We start from the raw sequence: 23,463 nt of genomic DNA on the forward strand, positions 1-23,463 counted from the left end.
CAATATCCGTCTTTATGTCTCTCGAATGGATCATGAGTGCCTGTGTTGGCGTTGGCCTGGCAGCCTGTTGTGGTTTTCGGATCTTTGTCCCTCTACTCGTGGCCAGTATTGGTACAAAGCTGGGGCTGATTGGTACCGTACAGGGCTTTGAATGGATAGGTCAGTGGCCCGCTCTTCTGGGACTAACCATTGCCACTGTGGTCGAAATAGGGGCTTATTATATTCCCTGGCTCGACAATGCTCTGGACACCCTCGCGACACCAACTTCGATTATTGCCGGAACTCTGCTCAGTACATCCTTTCTACACATCGACAATCCGGTACTGCATTGGGGGCTTGGTTTGATGCTTGGTGGTAGTTCGGCAGGTATTATTCAGGCCGGAACCAGCTTACTACGACTAGGTTCTACCGCTACAACAGGAGGTGTTGCCAATCCAGTTGTGGCAACGGGCGAAAACGCAGCCTCTCTGGGGCTATCCCTGTTTACCATCTTTTTGCCACTCATTGCCATGGTGCTGATTGGCCTACTGCTTCTGTTTGTGCTCGGACGACTAATTGCCCGACGGAAAATATGGTTTACCCGCCCTGCTAAACAGGGAAGCAACTCAATGACCAAAATGCCCCGGAGCAGTAATGGACGGCTATAAAATAGCGGGCCGACGCCACATTGTCTGTGCATCGGCCCGCTCTGTATTTACAGAATAAAACCCTATAGTCCGGCTACAGTACGTTTTACAAACGCAGTCAGGTCTGCGCCCGAAAGCATATTTTGTGACAGTAGTGCCAGATCGTATACTTGTTTTACCAGCGCTTTCTGAGCATCCGCTTCTGTTTCCGCCAGTATGCGAGCCGTAATCGGGTGATTTGCGTTGACAACGACATTGTATGTAACGGGCAAGTTCCCATAGAAGGACTGTTCGCCCGATAGAGCCGCCATATCTTTCATACGACGCATAAACTCGGGAAACGTAATGGTTACGGGCAGTTCATCCACGGGTTGGGCTTCTACACTCACATTGAGCATTTTATTATCCAGCACCCCATCGAATACCTCTTTCAACTTCGTGGTATCGGCTTCCGACAGAACGCTCTCGTTGTTTAGCCCCTTGTCGATCAATTTATCGAGCGTATCGGCATCAACACGCTGGAAATGTACCTTTTCGAGCTTCTGCTCCAGCGCGTTGATAAAGTGCGCATCGATCACATTATCCATTTTCAGCACGTCGTAACCCCGACGCGTAGCCGACTCAATGTAGGCATGCTGCTGCTTGACATCGGTCGTGTAGAGCATCACCAGCGTTCCGTTTTTGTCGGTCTGGTTGGCCTGAATCTTCTCCCGGTATTCGTCCAGGGTAGCATAGGCGCCTTCCGTGTTTTTCAACAGAACGAACGCTTTGGCTTTCTCCCAGAATTTATCGTCGCTCAGGATCCCATACTTAATAAACAGACCAATATCATCGAACTTTTCTTCGAAAGCTTTCCGGTCGGCATTGAACAGTTCATTCAGCTTATCGGCAACTTTACGGGTGATATAGCCATTGATCTTCTTCACATTGGCATCGGCCTGCAGGAAGCTTCGCGATACGTTAAGTGGAATATCCGGTGAGTCGATCACGCCATGCAGCATCATTAGGAAGTCGGGCACAACGTCCTTCACCTCATCGGTAATGAATACCTGGCGGCTATAGAGCTGGATCTTTTCACGCTGGAAACGCAGCTCGTTCTTGATTCGGGGGAAATACAGGATTCCAGTCAGATTGAACGGATAATCGACATTCAAATGAATCCAGAACAGCGGCTCCTCGCTCATCGGATACAACTCGCGGTAAAACGATTTGTAGTCCTCGTCGGTCAGTTCGGAAGGTGATTTCGTCCAGATTGGCGAGGTGTTATTTACCACCTTCCCATCGAATTCAACCGGCACAGGCAGGAACCGGGCATACTTATCCAGAATGCCCTGCAATCGCCCTTTATTCAAAAACTCTTCCGAATCAGGAGCAATATGTAGGATAATATCTGTTCCACGTCCGGCCCGTTCGGCAGGTGTCAACTCAAACTCGGTTGATCCATCGCACACCCAGCGAGCGGCTTCGGCTCCATCCCGATACGATTTAGTAACGATCTCAACCTTCTCAGCCACCATAAAGGCCGAGTAGAACCCAAGTCCAAAATGGCCGATGATCTGCCCTTTATCGTCCGTTTTATCTTTATATTTTTCCAGAAAATCCGTGGCTCCCGAAAAGGCAATCTGGTTGATATACTTTTTGATTTCATCGGCCGTCATCCCGATACCGTTATCGCTGACGGTAATGGTCTTGGCTTCTTCATCCAGCGCTACGGTCACTTTCAAATCGCCCAGCTCACCACCAAATTCGCCAAATGACGACAACTGACGCAGTTTTTGGGTGGCATCAACCGCATTGGAAACTAACTCGCGTAGAAAAATTTCGTGGTCGGAATAAAGGAACTTTTTGATGATTGGGAAGATATTCTCGGTATGAATCGAAATCTGCCCTTTTTCATTCTGTACGGCTTCCATAAATAGATAGTTAGCTATGAGTATAGTCTTATAACCTAGCTGCCTTTTCTCAAATCCTGTTCCAGTATACCCTAAGCTGACAGATTGACAGAGTTTCTTTATCCACTCTCTGGCATCCATTTTCCAACCCTGCTCTGTTTTCCAGAGTCTATATCAAAAATAAGCCTCAGCCATGAAGATATTTTGCGTGCTAATACTAGTTGTTCTGATCGGTTGTCATTCCGAAACTGTTTCACAAGGGCCTGAACGCATTGAGGCAGCCGAGCTTTTCGAGAACCAACTTTTTGTTGACGGCTGCGACAGTCACATTCGCGTGTATAGCAACTCTTCCCAGGCGACCGCTAATTTGTTTAAACCGAGTCTGGCCACGCGACCCATTCTGGAAAAAGCCCTGAATGACCTCCCTACCAATCCAAAACCATCAGAGCGTACGGCTATTGTCCGCTTTATCGAAACAGGCAAGCAGGTCGATCTGGAATGTGGCTGGGGAAATCGATATAAAGTGAGCGAAATACATATTTTATTAATAAAGACACTCTAGAATTCTTTCGGAACAGCTTGCAGGACTTGGCTGTTGTGTACGTATATGCTTACACATTCATACACCGATATTACGTTACCCGAACTGGAACGGATACGTATGCAACCCAACACCATCGTAGTGGATGTACGCGATGAATGGGAGTTCGACGAATTCAATATTGGCGGATTAAACATTCCTTTGCCCGATATACGCCAACGCAAAGCCGAACTGCTGCCATATGATTCCATTATTGTAATTTGTACAAATGGTGTACGAAGTCGGGTAGCCGCCAAAGATTTACTCCGTCAACCCGAGCTTCAACACAAATTAATTTATCATTTGCATGGCGGAATCATTGAAGCAGAAGATGTATAATGCACATCATACATCATACATCATACATCATACATCCCCCTCCTACGTCATGATGGTGAATCCGGGGCGGGCTGCCTGCTTTTCAACGTGCGGCAGATATATCTGTAGAATATCATGCACATTTACCCGAATCAACTGACTTAATTGGTTCAAAGGAAGATCGTTACGCTCTAAACCAAACGGCTCCTCGATTTCTTCGCCAATCATTTCCAGCCCAACCAGAATATAGGATGTGAGCAGTACGGCCGGGATCGTCAGATAGCCATACACGGACACAACCGTAAACGGCAACAACAGCACATAGAGCATAATAAATAGTTTGATAAACAGCATGTACGAGAATGGTATAGGGGTGCTTTTGATGCGCTCACAAACCCCACACACGTCCATCAACGTAGTCAGATGCTGATTGACATTAATGTGCTGCGACTCCGATAAATGCCCTTCCCGATAGAGTACTTCTGTTTTGACCCAAAGCTGATTAGAAACCCCAGCCGGTTTATGATCGAAATTGCGTAGATCACGGCGTTCTCCTTCTTCAACCATATCCAGTTCGTCAACACCAGGGTTATCCCGCAAGTGATTTTTGAGGGCAAACGGAAAATTTGAAATGGCTTTGGCAAAGAAAGCCCGACTTGCGGTGTCGCCTTCTGGCAGGACGGCGTTAAAAAATATAGCCAGATTTCGGCAGTTATTGACGAGCGTACCCCAGGCCTGCCGCCCTTCATAAAACCGATCGTATGCCGTATTGGTCCTGAAAATGAGCAGTAAACTTAGCAGGATTCCCATCGCACTCAAAAACGGACCGGGTGTGTCTTTTAAAATCAGGTCTGTATAGTGCATCTCGCCAATCGTTACGATGGTTACGTAGATGGCCACCACCACAAGTCGGCGAAGCAGGGCTTTGGCCGTAGGGCCCGTATGGAAGTGCCAGATGGAAGAGAGTAATCCTTTGTTTTTGTAGTGAATCATTCGTCAGTAAATACGTACCTGTCAGATCAGTACGTACTTAACTACGTATACCCCTAAACAGTTATGAGCCCTGTAAAAACGCGTTTGGCTGGCCCAATTAAATAAATAGTCTCAAACTGCCCTTCACCGGCAGATTGGAACGATACGCGAAGATTACCACCCAGCGTTCGAACCGAAATGGGTTCGGTCATGCCCAGTTGCTGACTGGCTATCAGAGCGACAGCCGTGACCCCAGTGCCACATGAATACGTTTCATCTTCAACACCCCGCTCATACGTTCTGACAAAGACCGTTTTATCATCAATAACCTGGGCGAAATTAACATTCGTACCACCGGGCTGAAAGCGTGAATCGTAGCGAATAGCCCGTCCTTCGGCAACCACGTCGAGCGATTCCAGATCGTCGGCAAACCGAACCACGTGTGGAGACCCCGTATTCAGGAAGGTTAAGCCATCACGATCCGCTATGCCTGATACATTGCTCATTTTCAGGAATATCTCTTCGTCGGTTACCACGGCAATATGTTCTCCGTCGACAGCCCGGAAGCGGGTTTCTTTTTCAAACAGCCCAAGGTCGTGCGCAAACCGGACAATACAGCGCCCCCCATTGCCGCACATGCTGCCTTCGGCCCCATCGGCATTAAAATAAACCATCCGAAAATCGTATTCGGGGTCATTCTGAAGCAGAATAAGACCGTCTGCACCAACGCCAAACCGTCGGTGGCAAATGCGCTCCACCAATGCCTGATCAGAAGCCGGAAAGGTTTGGCTACGGTCGTCGATCATCACAAAATCGTTTCCGGTGCCCTGGTATTTAAAAAAGTCGAAGGTCATGGCATTACGTTATAAACGAACAAAAAAAGCCACCTTTTCAGGCAGCTTTTGATCTTTCAGGCAAACAAAACAGGAAATTAAGCTGCCACTGCTTTTGGCTTGCGTTCTTTCACACGAGCCGCCTTACCCTGACGACCACGCAGATAGAATAACCGGGCCCGACGTACTTTACCCAACCGAACTACTTCGATTTTGTCGATATTGGGCGACAGCAATGGGAAAATACGTTCAACACCTACACCATTCGATACTTTGCGGACGGTGAAGGTTTCACCACCGCTGCTTGGGTTCCGGCGTTGAATAACCGTGCCCGTAAATACCTGAATACGTTCTTTATTTCCTTCGCGGATTTTAACGTGTACGTTCACCGTATCACCTGCCCGGAATGTGGGCAACTCGGTGCGACGCTGCGCGTTGTCTGCCTCCACTAATTTGATTAAGTCGCTCATGACTGTATATAATCGCCAGATAAGTATTTGCGAATTGAGCCGCAAAGATAGTAAAATTCTCGGTTGCAGAAAATACTTTTGTAAAATTACGCTGTGTTTATGGCACCGATCCTATGAAAATCCTCAATATTAACCAAATCCGGGCGCTTGACCAATCCACTATTGAACATGAACCCATAGCTCCCATTAATTTAATGGAGCGGGCGTCGCTTGCCTTTGTTGACTGGTTTGCCCGCCAATTCCCGAATACAACCCCTACAAAGCTGTTCTGTGGATTGGGGAATAATGGCGGAGATGGACTGGCCATTGCCCGATTACTGCTGGAGCGTAATTATCCGATTGAGGTATATGTGGTTCGGTACGCTCCCCGCGAGTCTGACGATTTCATGCATAATCATCGGCGGCTCAAATTACTCGTCGAAACCATTCATTATGTGGAGCGTGCTCAGGATATTCCAGCCTTACGACATAATGAAGTCATTATTGATGCCATCCTGGGTTCGGGGCTATCCCGCCCCACTGAAGGTATTGTAAAAAGCGTTATTGAATCCATCAACCGTTCGCCCGCAACGGTCGTATCGGTCGATATTGCCAGCGGCTTATTTGCGGATCAGCCCAATGAGGCTACCGATGCCATTATTGAGCCCGATTATACCGTCACGTTTCAGTTGCCTAAGCTGGCATTCATGCTGCCATCCAACGGTAAGTTTGTCGGCGACTGGCAGATTGTTGACATCCGGCTCCGGAAACGGTACATTGATCTGGCGCCAACCCCTTATTATTTCACCCAGCCTCAGGACGCGCGTCTCCTGCTTCGCAAACGGGATCGCTATTCGCATAAAGGATCGTTTGGGCATGCGTTGTTAATGGTCGGCAGTTATGGTAAAATTGGCGCTGCCGTACTGGCTGCGAAAGCCTGTCTGCGGTCGGGCGTTGGCCTGCTGACCATTCAGATTCCCCGCTGTGGTTACGACGTGGTACAGACTGCCGTTCCTGAAGCCATGTGCCGTCCCGACGGAGGGGCCCATGTACTGACGGGTACAGTAGACCGGGGGATTAGTGACCTAGGCAGCCTTACCCCCGCTGATTATGCTACAGTAGGCGTTGGACCCGGTATTGGCAAAGCTCCCGAAACGCTGGATATGCTCAAAGGGCTGTTGAAGTCTGTAAAGAAGCCAATGGTGCTGGATGCAGATGCGCTAAACCTGATTTCCGAAAACCGCGAGCTACTGAAATACATTCCTCAGAACAGTATCCTCACTCCCCATCCTAAAGAGTTTGAACGGTTGACCCAAAAATGGGAAAACGACTATCAGAAACTGGACATTCTGAGGGATTTTGCCAGACAACATCGGGTGGTTGTCGTACTGAAAGGCGCTTTCTCGGCTGTTGCAACCCCAGAGGGTGATATTCATTTCAATTCGACAGGTAATCCGGGCTTAAGCACAGGTGGTACCGGCGATGTACTGACAGGGGTACTGACTGCTCTACTGGCCCAAAACTACGATCCAATTGAAGCCGCTGTTCTGGGGGTATTTACGCATGGACTGGCAGGCGACCGTATAGCCCAGCAACGAGGCCCAATTGGCATGACAGCTTCTGATGTTATTGATGCGATTCGCTGGGACTGAATAAAAATTCTCTAAAACGATAAACCAGACCGTTACTTTATGGACGCAGCGGTGTCTTATGAACCAACTGCCGCTGCCAGCCACTGTAATGCCAACAGGTGATTGTCAGATCAGGTAGTATTACGCATGAAAAAGGAGGGTTTTTGCGGTGTTTTCAGAGCCGACAAACGCCCAATTTTGTACTACCCAAATCATACTGACCCACCCGTGAAACAAATTACACACCGGGGTAACCGCCCCACACGAAAGGACCGTCTTGGTTTCGACCAAACAACTGCTTTAGGGAGCCTGACCGTTGCCCTGTTGATCTACATTCTTTACCATATTTACCCGCTCCTGTCGAAAGGCTTATTTTGGTAGGTAGTTTACCGTTTGAGCTTGCCTGATGTTGATCTTAAATCAGGCAAGCTCAAACACCGAACGGGTTTATTTCAAAAACTGGTAGGTAGCAAAGGCTGCCAAATAAGCCAGACTCATCATATACAGCAACTGTATACCAGGCCATTTCCAGCTCTTGGTTTCGCGTTTTGTAGCCGCCAGCGTACTCATGCACATCATGGCGAATACATAAAAAATCAGCAACGACCAGGCCAAGGCAGGCGTATACATAGGTCCACCTGTATTCGGATTACGCTCCTGCAAAAGCCGTTCACGTACAGTAACCCCTTCGTCGTCAGCGCCATTGCCAATGCTATAAATGGTAGCCATCGTCCCTACAAATACTTCGCGGGCAGCAAACGAACTCAGAAGTGCAATACCAATTTTCCAATCGTAACCGAGTGGCCGAATCGTGGGCTCGATGACATGGCCAAACACCCCAGCATACGACGCTTCGAGCCGTTCGGATGCAATCTGGTTCTGAAGTTGATCTGTGGCTAGTGTGGGGTTTTGCTGACGAACCCGGGCTTCGGCCTGTTCCATGGCATCACCGGGTCCATAACTGGCCAGTACCCACAAAATAATTGAAATAGCCAGAATAACGCGTCCGGCCTCCCAAACAAACGATCGAACGCTTTCCCAGACGGTAAGGCCAACGTGATTCCAACGGGGAAGCTTAAACGTAGGCAGCTCCATAATGAAAAAACTCCGTTCCTTGGTGCGCAAAAACAGTTTTAGTATATAAGCGGCCAACAGGGCACTTGCCAGTCCCAGCAAATACAATCCCATCAGAGCCAGCCCCTGTAAATTAAACAGGCCAAGTACCCGCTGACTCGGAACCACCAAAGCAATAAGAATGGTATAGATCGGCAACCGGGCCGAACAGCTCATCAGCGGTGTTACCAGAATTGTAATCAGCCGGTCGCGCCGGGTTCCGATACTACGGGTGGCCATAATAGCCGGTACAGCACAGGCTACCCCCGAGATCAGGGGTACTACACTACGGCCATTCAGGCCAAATTTCCGCATGATCCGGTCCATGATGACCATCACGCGCGACATATATCCCGACTCTTCCAGTAGCGAAACCAGTAAGAACAGAAAAGCGATCTGTGGAATAAATACCAGTATACCCCCAACTCCGGCCAGAACCCCATCGGTAAGAAGGTCGGTAAGCGGTCCGGCGGGCATACTTTCCTTCAACTGGCCGTTCAGCCAGGCTACCCCTGTATCAATCGCGTCCATAAATGGTTGCGCCCACGCGAAGATGGCCTGAAAAATCAACAGGAGAATGAATCCAAAAATGGCATAGCCCCAAATCGGATGAAGCAAGACACGATCCAGTTTCTGGCTCCAGGTAGGTTGACCTATCGGCCGCTGATTGGTCATCGTTTCGGCCACAATGGCCGCAATCCGCTTGTACCTTGTAATGGTTTCCCCCGCCTGAAAGGTTTGTTCATTGAACTGATGCTTATCGATAATCGCATCCAGCCCAATCTGTTGCTGCCGATTTAAAAAGGTGAAGCCATCGTGCTGAATAAGATATTGTAAGGCCAGATAATTGTTGTCGAGACCATACTGCTGCTTCGTGTCGCCAATCAGGTCAGGGGCTTCGTCGGCAGGGTCAAAAAATAATTTACCGGGTAGAGTTGGTTCCTCGATCTGGCTGGTTACTGCTTTTTTGAGGGTATCAAGCCCCTCTCCTGTCCGGGCATTGATTCGGACCACAGGTACGCCCAACCGCATAGCCAACTTGACAGCATTAACCTCCTTCGCTTGTTTATGAGCTACATCCAGCATATTCAACGCTAGAATAACTGGTACTCTCAGGTCGGCAACCTGGGTAAAGAGCAATAAATTTCGGTGTAAGTTCGACGCATCGACCACAACGATCGCTACGTCGGGGTAATCGGCATGGTCGGGGTTTGCCAGAATATCCGTAACGAGTTGTTCGTCGAGCGACTTCGGATAAATGGAGTAAACGCCGGGAAGATCGACAACGGTAGCAACCGTCTGCGAATCGATCGACCAGGTTCCAAACTTTTTATCGACCGTAACACCCGGAAAATTACCAGTTTTCTGACGCAGGCCGGTTAGCTGATTGAATAAGGAGGATTTTCCGGCATTGGGGTTGCCAACAAGGGCAATGACAGGGGAACTCAACTCGGTATAGTTTGTAGTCTACCAGGTTGGTGAAGGCAAAGCATCTTGCCCCTACAAGCCTAGAACTTTAGTCAACAAAAATAGTAGCGGCTTCCGATTTACGGAGCGCCAGGCAATAGCCCGATACATCCAGACAAATAGGATCGCCAAGGGGAGCTTTCCCGCATAAACATACTTCGGCACCCGGTAAACAGCCCATTTCGAGCAATTTAAGCGACATCACCTGGTTCTCAAACGACTGAATGGTGGCACGCTCGCCTATTTTTAAATCAGCAACACTACGCTTACTCATGGTGGGTACTGCTAATATTTATTTAGATTCAGTTTAATTAACGCAAGATTACAACGGAAAGTTGTAGAATCCAAGGAAGGTCCCCACAAAATACATATAGCTGAAATTTATAGGTTTTCCTGTACGCCAAATGTAGGTGTTTGCCGATAGTTCAGCAAAAGGAAGGCTATGACCTTTGTCATGTTCATTCATCACTTGCCTTTTCAAAAAACAAACCCAAATGAACATGACAACTCTATTCAAACCAGTGGCCCTGATTTCAGGAATTGTTTGTATGCAGGCTGGTCTTTTTGCCTGTTACGTAGCCAATGTATGGCGGCATCCAATCGCTTTGTGGCTGATTGCTTTAATCCCCGTTTGTATGTTGGTTTTTACGTACCAACGCGAACGCAACTGGTTTAAGGCAGCAAGTTCAGTAACTGGCACTGTTATCAGCAGGCAAAAAGCCAACCGATTCGGTCAAGCGTGGCAGGTGCTCACAGTTGCCTATACCATTCATACCATTGCCTACACCTATGCTATCCTTTGCAGTCCGTATGCCCCTGTACCCGCTGTTGGTGAATCGGTTCATTTATTTTACCAGCCCAATAAGCCCGCAGATGCCCGGGAACATGCCCGGTTTCTCGACAGAATAGCCCCATATGTTGCTCTGACACTCGGCGCTATCGGGCTGGTCATTATTGCCCTCAACGACTCCGACACCCTTCTATCACTTACCAGTCTGTAGGCAATAGGCATTCAACGCCCGATTCACTTTTCCGGCGGATCGGATCGTTTGGCTTCACGACCGTTTACAGCCTTCACTTCATAGTCTTTACTTCTCCAATTTATAGGTTTTCCTGTAGTCAGAATGTAGGTCTTTGTGGATAGTACCACAGCCAGCTATAGGGGAACTTTGTAACACTTTAACAATCAGGAACTCATGCAACACGCTCTGCCTACCCCTACCCCTTCCGCATTTTCTGGCGCCGATTCCAGACCAGAAGACGAGGGCTTCTTTACTGTACTGTACGAAATCATTCGCCGACACCCCGTCCTGTTCACGGTTCTGTTTATGATCCCTTTCGTGGCGTTACTGATCTCACTGGGTTTCAAATGGTTTTACGTCTTCAACGACTCTGCTCATTACCTGTCCAATTTCCAGATCGACCCCCAAACAGGAGGCTGGTCGGATCAGAAGGTCTATTTCAGCCCCGGTATCGACCGTTACATTCGCGAGCTTGACATCGCTGGTCTGCTCGGCGGGATTGTCGGTATTTTCATTGGTCTGTTCGTAACGGTATCGACCGAGAAAGCCAACCGCCAGAAAGAGAAGATCAATCAACAGGAGATGGAGCATATCAAAACACAAACCAATCTGCTGGTTCAGGCAACCCAGTCGCTCAATACGTTGATGGTCGATGTAAGCGGCAAGGTCAACGAGAAAGTGCAGTTGATGGAAGGAGCCGATGAACTGCTGGAAGGCATTGGCAAGGTAGTTGAGTCGGCGCAGTCGCAGGGGAATGATTTGCTGGTATTATCCAACACGGCTCGCATCGAAGGTATTGCTCCGTATCGTATGGAATACGTAGCCAAACACGCCCATCTGAAACCGCATGAATTGCGTAACGCGACTCAGTTCGATTACGCCCGCAAAGCCGAAGCACTCCAGCGCGACCGTACCGATATTGAAAACAAACTAAAAGGAGCGGCTCTTTACCTGCAAAATATGGGAAGTGATGCCCATGTTGAATTCGTAACCCTCAACGACCAGAACGAAGGAGCTACGCATGCTTTTCTGAAATACCTCGGCAAAGTCGTTAACGAACATATTTCTGTTGAAACGTATCGGCCTGGCAGCAACGCCATTCTGACTAATCGGGAAGAAATTCCGCATCATAATCGGTTTCTGGTACCCTCGTCGGCCGACGACGCAACCGATCCTAAGTCTTTACTGGTTAGTCAGTTATACAAAGATCATTCGCAGGCTATTCAGGAAATGCAGGAACTGGGTATCCGCGTATCGAAGGTCAACAAAACGCTGCCAGTCCAACTGTTTATTAGCGCGCCCCGCGAAAATAAACCGGGTATTTTCCGAGGTCTTTGTGTCTGCATCCTGGGTAGCGGTTCAAGTGCCAGCGGACGGGCCACCAAACTGACCGCCTTCCTGACCGAAGACCCCCACATTGTTGCTTCCATGACCGAACTCTTCTACGACTACCAGACCGATGGCCGTATGAATACTCAGGAGTTTATCGGCCACATCAGCATGAAATAATCCAACCGTCGGGATCGACTCATAAATCAAGCTACACTCATGTCTACCTGGTTACTCGTACAAAAACTATGGCCTTTCATCCGTACCTACCGGGGTAGTCTGGTACTGGCCCTGGTGCTAACCACGCTTGGTGCGTTGCTGGCACAGGTTACCCCATTGGTAATGGAGTACACAGTCAATACCGTTCAGGGATTATTAAAGCAGCCTATTGATAAAGCAGAGGTAACCTGGGTAGTTGGCACACTGGTGGCTATCCTGTTGGCCAAAGAAGTACTGAGTTTACTGGTTCAGCTAGGCCAAAAATTTCTGAGCGACCGCATTCGGTTTCGGATGGCAGCTGACCTCTATGAGTATACCATCCGCCGGATTGTCTCCTATCATTTATCGTTTTTTGCGCTTAATCAGAACCAGACCGGCAAACTCGAAAAGCGAATCGATAAAGGCATCGAGAACCTGACCAAAACCGTTAAGAATCTGTTTGTCGATATAGTACCGATGCTGGCCAATGCGGTATTTGCGCTGGTCCTGATCTACAATAAAAATAGTGGGGTCGGGTTTGTTGCCACGCTGGTTTTGCCCATCTATGCGTACATCAGCCGTGAACAAACCAACCGACAGAAGCAGATTCGACGCAACATTCAGGAGGTTCGCGAAAACAAGGCCAACGCATTGTTTGGGCTCCTGGAATCCATCTTCGTCGTAAAGTCCTTTGTAAGAGAAGATTACGAGCAACTACGCCAGCGGGATATTAACCGGAGCCTGTGTGAAAACGAAATCCGCCACCACCGCACCAATTATCTGTTCGATGGGCTGAAAAGTGTGGCCGAACAGGTGGGTATCATACTGGTGTTTGTGGTTACCATCTACTTTGTACTGAACCGGCAAATGACGGTTGGGGCGATTCTGTTGCACATTATGCTGTTCAATAATGTATCCGCTCCGGTTCGGCATCTTCACCGCATCTACGACGAATACACGGAAGCCCTTGTGTATGCCGAAGGCTTCTTCGACATGATCGAAAATAATACCTACCTTCCAAAGTCAGGTTCATTGACGCGCTCGACCTGGAAAGGACATTTTTCGTTACGAAACGTCGATTTTGTCTATCCCAATGGGAAACAGGCACTTCGTAATGTCACTATCGAGCTGGAGCCGGGAAAAGTCACTGCCCTCGTGGGCCTTTCGGGTGCGGGTAAAAGCTCGGCACTGAATCTGCTGGCTGGTTTCTATGACCCTACAAACGGGCAGGTACTACTCGACGAACAGCCTCTTTCGGCCTACAACAGCGAGTTTGTCCGGGAAAATGTAGGACTCGTGCTCCAGAAGAATCACATTTTTGCCGGAACCATCGAAGAAAATATCCGCTATGGCCGTCTGGAGGCTACGCTCGAAGAGGTTATCGAAGCAGCCCGGAAAGCCTGTCTGCACGAACAGGTGCTTAAATTACCCAACGGCTACAATACCGAAGCCCGGTCGTTGTCGGGAGGGCAGCAGCAACGCATTGCTATTGCCCGACTGTTTTTAAAAAATCCACCCGTTCTGTTCCTCGACGAACCTACCGCCAGTCTGGACGCCATTACGACCGAACAGATCAAAGAAAGCCTGGACGCGATCAAAAAAGACCGGACGGTTCTGATTATTTCCCACAACATCAGCCAGATTATGGATGCCGATAAGATTTACGTACTGGAAGAGGGCGAAGTAATTGGGGAGGGCTCCCATGAATCGCTCTATCAGGTAAAGGGGCTTTACCGGGATATTATAGACTCAAACGCCCGCACACTGAACCTAAGTCGACTAGCCGCTACCGTACTTGGATAGTTTCACGTTGGCAACTATTCAACCTGAAACTTAATCTACTATGAATCAACCTATTCGAGGATACACATTACTGCAATGGCTCGGTTCGGGCGGTATGGGCGAGGTATATCAGGCCATCCATGACACCACGCAGCGTACTGTAGCCATCAAGCTCTTAAGCCGACTGGAGCAGGCCGAACGATTTCGGAATGAAGCGGCTCTACAGGCATCCGTCCGCCATCCGCATGTGGCCCTGATCTATGAATTTTTTGTGGACGGCCAGCTTCCGTGCCTGGTTATGGAGTATGTAGAAGGCCCAACTCTGCAGCAGATACTCCGTCGGAATGGTCCCATGTCGGAAGCCTCAGCCTGGAAAATACTAGGCCAGCTAGCGTCGGCTCTGGACCATTTGCATAGCCGGGGAATCGTTCACCGCGACCTGAAAGCCGGGAATATAAAACTCACCCGTGAAGGCCAGCCCAAGTTATTGGATTTCGGGCTGGCCCGGCAGGCCAATACCCCCCGCCTGACCCGCCAGGGACACGTAGTAGGCACAATGGCCTCCATGGCACCCGAGCAATTTTCGGGTGTTAGTAGTGCCGCTTCCGACTGCTGGGCGCTTGGAGTCCTGTTTTATGAATTATTAACCGGCTATACCCCTTTTGGGGGCAGTACAGAATCGGAAATCGGCCGACTCATTCAAAAAGCGGACTACCTCTCCCCCGTCAAATTAAACCCAGGTCTATCCCGTGCCAGCGAACGGCTCATTCATAAACTCCTCACGGTATCGCCCGAACGCCGGCCGACGGCTTTACAGGTTCTGGACATTATTCAGGACCCAACCCAGCTCGATGTTCCTGACTGGATGGAACCCATGCAAAAATGGTGGAAGAAGATCCGGTCATAATGGGTCAGGAGTGGTCAGGAATAGTCAAAGGTGGTCATAGCCCTTAACCACGCCTGACCACCTTTGACTACAACTGACCACTCCTGACCACCTTTGACTATCCTGACCACTTCTAAGTCAGTAAATCCCAGGCAAAGCGCAGAATCGTAGCGGCAATCACCAGCAAAAAGAAAACCCGGATAAAACGATTCCCCTTCAGAATTGCCAGTCGCGCCCCCAGGAATGCACCCGACAGATTAGCCACGGCCATCGGGATGGCCGCTGTATAAAGGATAAACCCTTTTTGGATAAAGAAAATCGTACAGGCCAGATTAGTCGATGCGTTGACCAGCTTAGCATGCGCACTGGCCTTCAGAAAATCAAAACCGATCAGGGCGATAAATCCAAGTACCAGAAAACTACCCGTTCCCGGCCCGAAGAAACCGTCGTAGAACCCGATTATCAGGCCCATTGCCCACATTCGTATGCGTTGTTGCCGCTCCGTAACGACACCTTGTGGCACTTTTCCGAAATCTTTCTTGGTAAACGTATACACGAAGACAGCGATCAGGATGCCTAAGGCCAGTGGCTTCATAAAACTGTTCGGCACCCGTGTCAGTGTCAACGCCCCTAACCACGAAGCGCCAAAGGCAATAGCCATCATGGGCGCTATAAATCGACCGACTACCTTTACCCGCCGACTGTATTGAAAAGCCCCCATAAGACTGCCCGACAAGGAAGGAATTTTTGTGGTACCGATCAGCGTAGGTACTGGGTATTGCGGAAGTGTGAATAAAATGGCAGGTGTTTGAATCAGTCCACCTCCACCAATAATGGCATCAATAAAGCCAGCCAGAAACGAAAAAAAACAAAGTGTACCGATTGAACTATAGTCCATGTAGAAACGAATGAACGGCAAAGATCATCATTTGAAACAGATTCTTGTACGCTTCACAGCTTTTCTCCCCATCTCCTTTCCTCCTTTCCTCCGCCTACCGTAACTTTGCGGTAACAAACAAAACAGCATGGGCGAATCGGTTAGGCAGATGGGAGCATTGATGCGGAAAGAATTTCTGCTCGAATGGCGGCAACGCTACGCACTCAATGGCATGCTACTCTATATTGTCAGTGCTGTATTCGTCTGCTATTTAAGCTTTAATGCCCGACGTGGCCAGTTAACACCGATTGTCTGGAATACCTTGTTCTGGATTATTCTGCTGTTTACGGCCATCAACGCCATTGCCAAAAGCTTTGTCCAGGAACGCGCGAGTCGGCAGCTTTACTACTATACCCTCGCCAGCCCTCAGCAGATTATCCTGTCAAAGATCCTGTACAATACGTTATTGATGCTGGTACTGGCGTTTCTGGGATTCGGTGTATACGCCTTTGTGCTGGGAAACCCGGTAGGCGATATGCCTTTATATCTTTTAACACTGGTGCTGGGAGCCATCGGGTTTTCCTCCTCGTTGACCCTGGTATCGGGCATTGCCAGCAAAGCGGAAAATCCCGCTACATTGATGGCCGTAATGAGTTTTCCGGTCATTCTGCCCTTGTTGTTGATGTTGTTGAAAATTGCCAAAAATGCCCTCGACGGTCTCGATCGATCTGTGAGCTGGAGTGAAGTAGGGACAGTACTGGCGATCGATGCCATTGTTCTGACGGTGTCCTGGCTGTTGTTTCCGTTTTTATGGCGGAGTTGAGTAACGCGGACATCCTGTCCGCATGTAAAAAGCTAAATGCGGACAGGATGTCCGCGTTACATTATGAATAAAAACTGGTGGAAGGCCCTGGCCGTCCTGATTCTGACTTATGTAATTTTGCAGGGGATGCTTGGCGTAGTGCCCCGGCAGCCTATTTTGAACGAGAGCATCCGTAATGTGTATTTCCACGTTCCGCTCTGGTTTGGCATGATTACCCTGTTGCTTACCTCCGCTGTTTATTCCATCCGCTACCTGCGCAACGGTCGGTTCGATGACGACGTCGTGGCTGTTGAGTTTGCCAACACAGGCATCTTATTTGGTATTTTGGGGTGTGCTACGGGGTCGATCTGGGCAAATTTTACCTGGGGAGAGCCCTGGCCCAACGATCCGAAACTAAATAGTGTGGCCATTGCCATGCTGATGTATCTGGCCTATATGATTCTGCGGGGTTCGTTCGATGATGAGCAGCGACGAGCGCGGATCTCGGCGGTTTACAACATTTTTGCCTTTGCTGTATTCATCCCGCTCATTTTTATTGTTCCTCGACTAACCGACTCGTTGCACCCTGGAAATGGTGGTAATCCGGCATTTGGTAAATACGATATGGACAATAAACTGCGCATGGTGTTTTATCCGGCCATTATCGGATTTACGTTATTGGGGGTTTGGATTACCCAACTGCGTGTGCGCTACCGACGCATAAAAGCGGCTCTCGATGAGTAAACTCATGTAGTGTTCATGAATGATTCAGTGTATTTTTGCGTTATTTTTCTAACCATTTCGTAGTCAAATGCGATTGTCATTTTTACGAAAAGCGCCACTAGCCGCTTTTCTGTTACTCAGCCAGCCTCTCTTTGCCCAGCAGCCCGTTGCAGACGGTGTTGAAATGGCTGATCGGCTTCGGGCCGATGGTAAAATCTGGGTGGTTGTTGCCGTAATTGCTGCCGTATTTGCTGGAATCGTGATTTACCTAATCCGGCTGGATCGTCAAATCACTAAACTGGAAAAAGACATTAAGCGGAAACCGACTGTAGTCAGTTAGTAAGTCCTCAATACGAATAAACCACAGCTAACAAGTACTAATCCCATGAAAATCTCTCACATTATCGGCATTATCGTTATCGCCATCGCTATTGGCGTCATTGCCAGCACAGCAGGCGATGCCAGTGTTTACACGACCTTCACCAAGGCTGAAAAAATGGCGCAGGATGGTGACGACAAGATGATTCACGTAGTTGGCAAGCTCAAAAAGGATGCTCACGGGCAAATTGTCGATATGTTCTACAATCCGGCCATTGACCCCAACCATTTTGAGTTTACGCTGGTCGATAATGACCAACGGGCGCAGAAAGTGATTTTCAACAGTCCCAAACCTCAGGATTTCGACCGCTCAGAGCAGGTGGTGGTTATTGGGGCGATGCAGGGCGACCATTTCCAGTGCAAGAAGATCCTGCTGAAGTGTCCGTCGAAATACCAGAACAACAAGCTCGAAACGACCGAACACGAAGCTAAAACAGCACAATTGTAAAAAGAGTGGAAGAGCGAAAGAGTGAATGAGCGACTTAGGCACTTTCACTCTTTTGCTCTTTCGCTCTTTCACTCTTTTTAAATTATGATACACACAACCGTCGGGAACCTCGGCCACTTTTTCGTTATCCTGTCCTTTGTCACGGCTTTGGTGGCAACGGTAGGTTATTTTTTGTCGGCTCTTGGAAAGCCTGCCAGCGTTCAGGCAAAGGCTGTAGAAGAACCCCAGCTAGCCTATGCTGGCGAGTCGATCTCCAATGAAGCCAGTTTTGGAGGAAAAACAGCGAAACGTAAAGCCAAGTCTACGGTTCAGGTTACGGAACCACCCGCTCGCGACGACTGGAAGAAACTGGCGCGCTGGGCTTTCTATGTTCATGGTGCTGCGGTCGTTGGTGTTGCGGCCTGCCTGTTCTACATCATTTTCAATCACTATTTCGAGTACCATTACGCCTGGAGTCACTCCTCACGAGCGCTCCCAGTCAAATACATGATTGCCTGTTTCTGGGAAAGCCAGGAAGGGTCCTTCTTACTGTGGCTATTCTGGAATGCAGTTCTGGGGGCTATACTGATCCGCACGGCTGGCTCTAAATGGGAAGCCCCCATGATGACCATCTTTGCCCTGGTTCAGGCCTTTCTGGCGTCAATGATTCTGGGCGTTGTTTTTGGCGATAGTTTCAAAATCGGCTCTTCTCCTTTCCTTTTACTCCGGGATGCCATACCCGATGCGCCGATCTTCGCCACAGATCCTAATTTCATTCCCAAAGATGGCAACGGCCTGAACCCATTACTCCAGAACTACTGGATGGTTATTCACCCGCCTACCCTGTTTCTGGGTTTTGCGCTGACCCTCGTTCCGTTTGCGTTTTGTGTGGCGGGTCTCTGGCGGAATCAACCTTCCGAATGGATTCGGCCAGCCCTTCCCTGGACCCTTTTCGGGGCTATGATTCTGGGGGTAGGCATTATGATGGGGGGCTATTGGGCCTACGAAACCCTGAACTTTGGCGGTTACTGGAACTGGGACCCTGTCGAAAATGCGGTTTATGTTCCCTGGCTTGTCATGGTGGCCTCCATTCACGGCATGCTGATTGCCAAACGTAGTTCAACAGGGCTTAAAACGGCGATTATCCTGGCTATCAGTACATTTCTGCTGGTGCTGTATGCTACTTTCCTGACTCGTAGTGGCATTCTGGGCAATGCGTCGGTTCACTCCTTTACCGATCTGGGCCTTTCCGGTCAATTACTGATTTACCTGCTGGTGTTTGTGGCTGTATCGGTTGTGCTGGCCGCCAGCAAATGGAAATTCATACCGAGCGATGAAAAGGAAGCCTCAATATATACCAAAGAGTTCTGGCTCTTTATAGGTGCTACCGTTCTATGCCTGGCTGCTTTTCAGGTGATTGCCACAACGTCGATTCCGGTTTATACAAAAATCCTGGAATCGTTCGGTAAAATAACCAATCTGGCCCTGCCTGCCGATCAGATTGCCCACTATAACAAATTCCAGGTCTGGTTTTTTGTTGCCATCTGCCTGCTGACGGGCGTTGGACAGTACATGTGGTGGCGTAAAATAGAGGCTAAAAAATGGGATGCGCTTATTACTCCGGGTATCATTACCCTACTCATTAGTGCCGGTTTGATCGCCTTCGGCTCGATGAAAAACCCGGTTTATATGGCCTTGCTGGTAGCATCCGTGTTTGCGCTGGTTACCAACGGCTCTATTCTGATCGGTGTTATCCGGGGCAATTATCGGTTTTCGGGTGGAGCCATTGCCCACATTGGTATGGCGCTGATGCTGCTGGGGATTCTCTACTCGGCAGGCTTTTCGAAAGTCATTTCGTTGAATACGACGGGGCTACTCATTTCCAAACAGGATGAGTTTACCAAGAACGACAATAAGGAAAATAAGGAGAATACCCTGCTTTGGCTGAACCAGCCCGAACGCATGGGTCCCTACCAGCTAACCTACCGGGGGCAGCGGATCGAAGCCCGCGACGTACCAGGCTATCTTTCCCGGAAAGATGTGATGGTTATCGAGGGCGATTTTCACGGCATTGCCCAACGAGATATTGAGCAGAACGGTAAAGTCTACTATAAAAAAGGAGATACCCTGGCCCTTTACCCCGAAAACACCTACTATGAGGTCGAATACCGGGAGCCAGGCGGCAAGGTATTTAGCCTGTATCCACGCGCTCAGGTAAACGAACGAATGGGGCTGCTGGCATCGCCCGATATTCGGCATAAGGTCGACCGGGATATGTATACGTATGTGTCGTCGGTACCCGATCCGAATGCGGAGAATAAATGGGAAAAGACCGAAACCTATTCTGTGGCGATTAAAGACACGTTCTTCCTGAACGACTACGTGGCTATTCTGGACGATGTAGTACGCACGAATGAAGTCGACGGCATTGAAGTAGGACCAGAAGATGCCGCCGTTCGGGCGCGTGTGCGTGTACTCGATAAAAACGGCGAGCATATACTGAGTCCGGCCTTTGTTATCAAGAACCGAATGGTGGCGCACCCAGCCGAAATCAGCGACGAACTTGGCGTACGTATCCAGTTGAACGAAATTGACCCCCGTACGGGCAAATTTACCTTTGCCGTGAACCGTACCCAACGCGATTATATCGTGATGAAAGCGGTTGAGAAACCACTCATTAATATTCTCTGGATTGGAACACTGGTGGTGGTGCTTGGTCTAAGCATTTCGACCGTTCGCCGATACCGTGAATTCCAAAAGAGTCGATAGTCTATAGTCGTCAATCGATGAAAATTGACGACTAATGTACCATGAAGCTAAAACTTTCTGAGATTTTACTCCTGTCGGCGGCTGCCGGTTTTCTGATTCTCTGGATTGCCGAGTATCAGCGCACAAGTTTTGCCGAAAGCTATTGGCTACTGATGCTGTGCCTGGGTTTTCTGCTGGCTTTTCAATATTTTAAAAACAAACGACTCGAACGCGAAAAAGCCGTTTCGCCTACCATTAAGCAAATGATAGAAGAACGGAAGAAGAAAAAGAAGTGAAGAATGAAGGGTGAGGAATAGGTATTGCTATTCTTCAATCTTCATTTCTCCGTTGCCTATGGAATCTTACGCCCTTTTGTTTGGTGCTTTACTGGCTCTGGTACTGGCTGGCTTTTTTTCGGCCGTCGAGATGGCCTATGTATCGGTGAACCGGCTGTATTTTGAACTGCACAGTAAGCAGGGCCCATTGAGTGAGAAACTGGTGTCGGGCTTCCTGAAAAACCCTATTCTGTTTATCGGAACAACGCTGACCGGCAATACCCTTTTCCTGGTTTTATATACGGTACTAGGGGTGATGGCGCTGAACCCTTTGCTGATGCTGGTACTGCCTCCAGCCTGGGCGACGCATGAGTTTGTCATCATTGCCATTGAGACGCTGATTCTGACCATCATTTTTCTGCCGTTTGCCGATTATATTCCTAAAAGTCTGGCTCTGATCCATCCCGACCGATTTCTGGAAGGTCTGGCGGTTCCTCTCTGGGTTATATATAAAGCCATTGCCCCTATTGTCCGGGTATTGGTTGGCACTGCTCGCTTTTTTATCCGGTACGTGCTTGGCAAAAGGAACCCGGAAATTCGGCCAGTTTTTGGCTTGACCGATCTCAACCAGTACCTGCAGCAGCTTAATCAGAAAGCCGATGCCGAAAAAGAAGTGGAAGTTGACACTGAAATTTTTAATAACGCCATTGAGTTTCGGGATGTTCGCGTGCGTGACTGTCTGGTACCTCGTACTGAAATTGCGGCCGTAGCTGTCGATGATTCCGTCGAAGAACTCAGGCAGGCTTTTCAGGACAGCGGCCATTCCAAGATTATCGTATACCGTGATACCATCGACGACGTAATTGGGTACTGTCATGCGCTCGCTCTTTTCAGAAAACCGACTACGGTTGAAGAAATCATTACCCCAATCATTACGGTTCCTCAAACCATGCCTGCCCAGGATTTATTCCTGCGGTTTTTATCAGAGCGAAAAAGTCTGGCTTTGGTAGTCGATGAATTTGGCGGAACAGCTGGTATCGTCAGCGTTGAGGATATGGTGGAGCAGATATTCGGCGAAATTCAGGACGAATACGATACCAACGAAGATTGGGTTGAACAGCAACTCGATGAGCGAACCTGGCTACTGAGCGCTCGTCATGAAATCGACAGCCTGAACGAAACCTACGGCTGGCATATCCCGGAAGGTAGCTACGATACGCTGGGCGGACTTATCCTGGCTACCCACGAAGATGTGCCCCAGGTTGGTGAAGTCATCGAATTTTCGCCGTTTACGTTCACCATAGTTTCCATGGATGGTACCCGCATCGATACGGTTAAAGTACATCTGAATCGGGAATAACATCCGTATTGTCGTGCAAGGACGTAGACCAACACAACTGTATCAGTCAATATACTTTTTGTAGGTTGGCCGGTAGCCAAACAGATAGGCCAATGGCGTTAACGTTGTAAAAACCAGTTTCTGAATGGCCAGGGGAGGCTTCGGAAGTCGATAAACACCCATAAACCGATTCAACAGAAGAACTGCCTGCAAAAAATTAGGAACCCCCTCCTCGTTCGTTTTGCCATCGTTTGCCAAGCCGGTGGCCGTTTCTAAAAAATACTCCGTAATCAATGCCGGACGAACCTGCCAGTTCACCACAGTGGGCTGGTCTGCCTCATTCCACATTGAATGCACCGTATGCCGGGGAATCCGGAAAGAATCGCCCTGTTTATAAACCCGTAGCCTACCATTGAGCCGAACGGTTAACTGTCCTGAACGGATGGTAAAATCTTCAACCTGGGACGGATGATAATGGGGCGCAGGCTCCCTGGAATGCGCCTTGAACGTAGCATCCATGTCCAGCAATTCGCCATCCGTATCCTCACTCGTTTTCAGGAAGCGGATTTCCTGTCCAGTCACGTTGTTTCGGATCGATTTAGTCGCGTAAGCCATATCTATAGTTCCTTTGGTCTGTCAAAGTTGGTGGACCACATACCCTATATACAACACTTCGCCAGATGAAACGGAACAATTGGCGCCTGAATCGGCCGTAGTGCTCCTTGTGGTTCATTCAAAATTCCACACGCATGCGATTTTCGTCCTTCGGTGCTGATGGACCAACGGAGTTTGTGTA

The 23,463-nt window shown here is 49.0% G+C and carries 24 protein-coding genes; 16 read left to right on the forward strand and 8 right to left on the reverse strand.

The genetic code is table 11. The annotated features are described in order from the left end of the window. Positions 1 to 14 precede the first annotated feature (14 nt). Positions 15 to 647 carry a DUF4126 domain-containing protein gene (locus B153_RS0104770; protein WP_020595533.1) on the forward strand — a complete coding sequence of 211 codons (633 nt, stop codon included), beginning with the start codon at positions 15 to 17 and terminating at the stop codon, positions 645 to 647. A 62-nt stretch (positions 648 to 709) separates the two neighbouring features. On the opposite strand, the gene htpG is transcribed toward B153_RS0104770, so the two are convergent. Continuing rightward, on the reverse strand, positions 710 to 2,539 hold the full coding sequence (htpG, locus tag B153_RS0104775; RefSeq protein WP_020595534.1) for a molecular chaperone HtpG: 1,830 nt from the start codon (positions 2,537 to 2,539) through the stop codon (positions 710 to 712). A gap of 172 nt (positions 2,540 to 2,711) precedes the next feature. Here htpG and B153_RS0104780 point away from each other — a divergent pair, with 172 nt between their 5' ends. Next, complete coding sequence (locus tag B153_RS0104780) at positions 2,712 to 3,080, forward strand: hypothetical protein (protein ID WP_020595535.1); 369 nt, start codon at positions 2,712 to 2,714, stop codon at positions 3,078 to 3,080. Positions 3,081 to 3,125: 45 nt separating this feature from the next. Beyond that, positions 3,126 to 3,437, forward strand: coding sequence for a rhodanese-like domain-containing protein (locus tag B153_RS0104785; RefSeq protein WP_020595536.1), 312 nt, complete (start codon positions 3,126 to 3,128; stop codon positions 3,435 to 3,437). Positions 3,438 to 3,479: 42 nt separating this feature from the next. Here the strand turns inward: B153_RS0104785 and B153_RS0104790 are convergent, their stop codons facing one another. The 3 genes from B153_RS0104790 to rplS all read right to left on the reverse strand — a co-directional run bounded on the left by B153_RS0104790 (position 3,480) and on the right by rplS (position 5,691). Next, positions 3,480 to 4,409, reverse strand: a complete 930-nt coding sequence (locus B153_RS0104790) for a bestrophin family protein (RefSeq protein ID WP_020595537.1) — start codon at positions 4,407 to 4,409, stop codon at positions 3,480 to 3,482. A gap of 53 nt (positions 4,410 to 4,462) precedes the next feature. Continuing rightward, the gene (dapF, locus tag B153_RS0104795; RefSeq protein WP_020595538.1) at positions 4,463 to 5,242 is read right to left on the reverse strand and encodes a diaminopimelate epimerase; all 780 of its coding nucleotides are present in this window, start codon (positions 5,240 to 5,242) and stop codon (positions 4,463 to 4,465) included. Positions 5,243 to 5,319: 77 nt separating this feature from the next. After that, entirely contained in the window at positions 5,320 to 5,691 is a 372-nt protein-coding gene (gene rplS, locus B153_RS0104800; protein ID WP_020595539.1) for a 50S ribosomal protein L19, read from the reverse strand. Positions 5,692 to 5,804: 113 nt separating this feature from the next. Here rplS and B153_RS0104805 point away from each other — a divergent pair, with 113 nt between their 5' ends. Both B153_RS0104805 and B153_RS38180 read left to right on the forward strand, forming a co-directional pair. Continuing rightward, positions 5,805 to 7,322, forward strand: a complete 1,518-nt coding sequence (locus B153_RS0104805) for a bifunctional ADP-dependent NAD(P)H-hydrate dehydratase/NAD(P)H-hydrate epimerase (protein ID WP_020595540.1) — start codon at positions 5,805 to 5,807, stop codon at positions 7,320 to 7,322. Between the two features lie 207 nt (positions 7,323 to 7,529). Next, entirely contained in the window at positions 7,530 to 7,682 is a 153-nt protein-coding gene (locus B153_RS38180) for a hypothetical protein (RefSeq protein WP_211221652.1), read from the forward strand. Positions 7,683 to 7,748: 66 nt separating this feature from the next. On the opposite strand, the gene feoB is transcribed toward B153_RS38180, so the two are convergent. Together feoB and B153_RS0104820 are read right to left on the reverse strand one after the other, a co-directional pair. Further along, positions 7,749 to 9,863: a ferrous iron transport protein B gene (feoB, locus tag B153_RS0104815; RefSeq protein WP_020595542.1), complete on the reverse strand. Its 2,115-nt coding sequence runs from the start codon at positions 9,861 to 9,863 to the stop codon at positions 7,749 to 7,751. Positions 9,864 to 9,930: 67 nt separating this feature from the next. Beyond that, positions 9,931 to 10,155, reverse strand: a complete 225-nt coding sequence (locus B153_RS0104820; protein WP_020595543.1) for a FeoA family protein — start codon at positions 10,153 to 10,155, stop codon at positions 9,931 to 9,933. A gap of 226 nt (positions 10,156 to 10,381) precedes the next feature. On the opposite strand from B153_RS0104820, the gene B153_RS0104830 reads away from it, so the two are divergent. The 4 genes from B153_RS0104830 (at position 10,382) to B153_RS34640 (ending at position 15,119) form a co-directional block, all read left to right on the forward strand. After that, on the forward strand, positions 10,382 to 10,882 hold the full coding sequence (locus B153_RS0104830; protein ID WP_020595545.1) for a hypothetical protein: 501 nt from the start codon (positions 10,382 to 10,384) through the stop codon (positions 10,880 to 10,882). Positions 10,883 to 11,077: 195 nt separating this feature from the next. Beyond that, positions 11,078 to 12,412: a hypothetical protein gene (locus B153_RS0104835; RefSeq protein ID WP_020595546.1), complete on the forward strand. Its 1,335-nt coding sequence runs from the start codon at positions 11,078 to 11,080 to the stop codon at positions 12,410 to 12,412. A gap of 39 nt (positions 12,413 to 12,451) precedes the next feature. Further along, positions 12,452 to 14,233 (forward strand): ABC transporter ATP-binding protein, encoded by a 1,782-nt coding sequence (locus B153_RS0104840; protein ID WP_020595547.1) that lies wholly within the window; start codon positions 12,452 to 12,454, stop codon positions 14,231 to 14,233. 40 nt (positions 14,234 to 14,273) lie between these two features. Continuing rightward, on the forward strand, positions 14,274 to 15,119 hold the full coding sequence (locus tag B153_RS34640; RefSeq protein WP_020595548.1) for a serine/threonine-protein kinase: 846 nt from the start codon (positions 14,274 to 14,276) through the stop codon (positions 15,117 to 15,119). Positions 15,120 to 15,231: 112 nt separating this feature from the next. Here the strand turns inward: B153_RS34640 and B153_RS0104850 are convergent, their stop codons facing one another. After that, entirely contained in the window at positions 15,232 to 15,996 is a 765-nt protein-coding gene (locus B153_RS0104850) for a sulfite exporter TauE/SafE family protein (protein WP_020595549.1), read from the reverse strand. Positions 15,997 to 16,123: 127 nt separating this feature from the next. On the opposite strand from B153_RS0104850, the gene B153_RS0104855 reads away from it, so the two are divergent. The 7 genes from B153_RS0104855 (at position 16,124) to B153_RS0104885 (ending at position 22,688) form a co-directional block, all read left to right on the forward strand. Beyond that, positions 16,124 to 16,798, forward strand: a complete 675-nt coding sequence (locus B153_RS0104855) for a heme exporter protein CcmB (RefSeq protein WP_020595550.1) — start codon at positions 16,124 to 16,126, stop codon at positions 16,796 to 16,798. Between the two features lie 63 nt (positions 16,799 to 16,861). Next, positions 16,862 to 17,521 carry a cytochrome c biogenesis protein CcsA gene (gene ccsA / locus B153_RS0104860; RefSeq protein WP_020595551.1) on the forward strand — a complete coding sequence of 220 codons (660 nt, stop codon included), beginning with the start codon at positions 16,862 to 16,864 and terminating at the stop codon, positions 17,519 to 17,521. A 67-nt stretch (positions 17,522 to 17,588) separates the two neighbouring features. Then, the gene (locus B153_RS0104865; protein ID WP_020595552.1) at positions 17,589 to 17,840 is read left to right on the forward strand and encodes a CcmD family protein; all 252 of its coding nucleotides are present in this window, start codon (positions 17,589 to 17,591) and stop codon (positions 17,838 to 17,840) included. A gap of 45 nt (positions 17,841 to 17,885) precedes the next feature. After that, positions 17,886 to 18,326 carry a cytochrome c maturation protein CcmE domain-containing protein gene (locus tag B153_RS0104870; RefSeq protein ID WP_020595553.1) on the forward strand — a complete coding sequence of 147 codons (441 nt, stop codon included), beginning with the start codon at positions 17,886 to 17,888 and terminating at the stop codon, positions 18,324 to 18,326. Between the two features lie 84 nt (positions 18,327 to 18,410). Further along, positions 18,411 to 21,074, forward strand: coding sequence for a heme lyase CcmF/NrfE family subunit (locus B153_RS0104875; protein ID WP_020595554.1), 2,664 nt, complete (start codon positions 18,411 to 18,413; stop codon positions 21,072 to 21,074). Between the two features lie 41 nt (positions 21,075 to 21,115). Then, a complete protein-coding gene (locus B153_RS0104880) occupies positions 21,116 to 21,349 on the forward strand; it encodes a hypothetical protein (RefSeq protein WP_020595555.1) in 234 nt (77 codons plus the stop codon). A 58-nt stretch (positions 21,350 to 21,407) separates the two neighbouring features. After that, a complete protein-coding gene (locus B153_RS0104885; RefSeq protein ID WP_020595556.1) occupies positions 21,408 to 22,688 on the forward strand; it encodes a hemolysin family protein in 1,281 nt (426 codons plus the stop codon). Between the two features lie 42 nt (positions 22,689 to 22,730). On the opposite strand, the gene B153_RS0104890 is transcribed toward B153_RS0104885, so the two are convergent. Further along, positions 22,731 to 23,282: a cupin domain-containing protein gene (locus B153_RS0104890; RefSeq protein ID WP_020595557.1), complete on the reverse strand. Its 552-nt coding sequence runs from the start codon at positions 23,280 to 23,282 to the stop codon at positions 22,731 to 22,733. Positions 23,283 to 23,463 lie beyond the last annotated feature (181 nt).

This window comes from Spirosoma panaciterrae DSM 21099, from assembly GCF_000374025.1.
GTDB classification, from domain to species: domain Bacteria; phylum Bacteroidota; class Bacteroidia; order Cytophagales; family Spirosomataceae; genus Spirosoma; species Spirosoma panaciterrae.

What these genes read in the sequence shown, in the direction of transcription:
- B153_RS0104770 (WP_020595533.1), top strand. Translation starts at nt 15, where the DNA reads ATGTCTCTCGAATGGATCATGAGTGCCTGTGTTGGCGTTGGCCTGGCA.
- htpG (WP_020595534.1), bottom strand. Translation starts at nt 2,539, where the DNA reads ATGGAAGCCGTACAGAATGAAAAAGGGCAGATTTCGATTCATACCGAG.
- B153_RS0104780 (WP_020595535.1), top strand. Translation starts at nt 2,712, where the DNA reads ATGAAGATATTTTGCGTGCTAATACTAGTTGTTCTGATCGGTTGTCAT.
- B153_RS0104785 (WP_020595536.1), top strand. Translation starts at nt 3,126, where the DNA reads ATGCTTACACATTCATACACCGATATTACGTTACCCGAACTGGAACGG.
- B153_RS0104790 (WP_020595537.1), bottom strand. Translation starts at nt 4,409, where the DNA reads ATGATTCACTACAAAAACAAAGGATTACTCTCTTCCATCTGGCACTTC.
- dapF (WP_020595538.1), bottom strand. Translation starts at nt 5,242, where the DNA reads ATGACCTTCGACTTTTTTAAATACCAGGGCACCGGAAACGATTTTGTG.
- rplS (WP_020595539.1), bottom strand. Translation starts at nt 5,691, where the DNA reads ATGAGCGACTTAATCAAATTAGTGGAGGCAGACAACGCGCAGCGTCGC.
- B153_RS0104805 (WP_020595540.1), top strand. Translation starts at nt 5,805, where the DNA reads ATGAAAATCCTCAATATTAACCAAATCCGGGCGCTTGACCAATCCACT.
- B153_RS0104820 (WP_020595543.1), bottom strand. Translation starts at nt 10,155, where the DNA reads ATGAGTAAGCGTAGTGTTGCTGATTTAAAAATAGGCGAGCGTGCCACC.
- B153_RS0104830 (WP_020595545.1), top strand. Translation starts at nt 10,382, where the DNA reads ATGACAACTCTATTCAAACCAGTGGCCCTGATTTCAGGAATTGTTTGT.
- B153_RS0104835 (WP_020595546.1), top strand. Translation starts at nt 11,078, where the DNA reads ATGCAACACGCTCTGCCTACCCCTACCCCTTCCGCATTTTCTGGCGCC.
- B153_RS0104840 (WP_020595547.1), top strand. Translation starts at nt 12,452, where the DNA reads ATGTCTACCTGGTTACTCGTACAAAAACTATGGCCTTTCATCCGTACC.
- B153_RS34640 (WP_020595548.1), top strand. Translation starts at nt 14,274, where the DNA reads ATGAATCAACCTATTCGAGGATACACATTACTGCAATGGCTCGGTTCG.
- B153_RS0104850 (WP_020595549.1), bottom strand. Translation starts at nt 15,996, where the DNA reads ATGGACTATAGTTCAATCGGTACACTTTGTTTTTTTTCGTTTCTGGCT.
- B153_RS0104855 (WP_020595550.1), top strand. Translation starts at nt 16,124, where the DNA reads ATGGGCGAATCGGTTAGGCAGATGGGAGCATTGATGCGGAAAGAATTT.
- ccsA (WP_020595551.1), top strand. Translation starts at nt 16,862, where the DNA reads ATGAATAAAAACTGGTGGAAGGCCCTGGCCGTCCTGATTCTGACTTAT.
- B153_RS0104865 (WP_020595552.1), top strand. Translation starts at nt 17,589, where the DNA reads ATGCGATTGTCATTTTTACGAAAAGCGCCACTAGCCGCTTTTCTGTTA.
- B153_RS0104870 (WP_020595553.1), top strand. Translation starts at nt 17,886, where the DNA reads ATGAAAATCTCTCACATTATCGGCATTATCGTTATCGCCATCGCTATT.
- B153_RS0104875 (WP_020595554.1), top strand. Translation starts at nt 18,411, where the DNA reads ATGATACACACAACCGTCGGGAACCTCGGCCACTTTTTCGTTATCCTG.
- B153_RS0104880 (WP_020595555.1), top strand. Translation starts at nt 21,116, where the DNA reads ATGAAGCTAAAACTTTCTGAGATTTTACTCCTGTCGGCGGCTGCCGGT.
- B153_RS0104885 (WP_020595556.1), top strand. Translation starts at nt 21,408, where the DNA reads ATGGAATCTTACGCCCTTTTGTTTGGTGCTTTACTGGCTCTGGTACTG.
- B153_RS0104890 (WP_020595557.1), bottom strand. Translation starts at nt 23,282, where the DNA reads ATGGCTTACGCGACTAAATCGATCCGAAACAACGTGACTGGACAGGAA.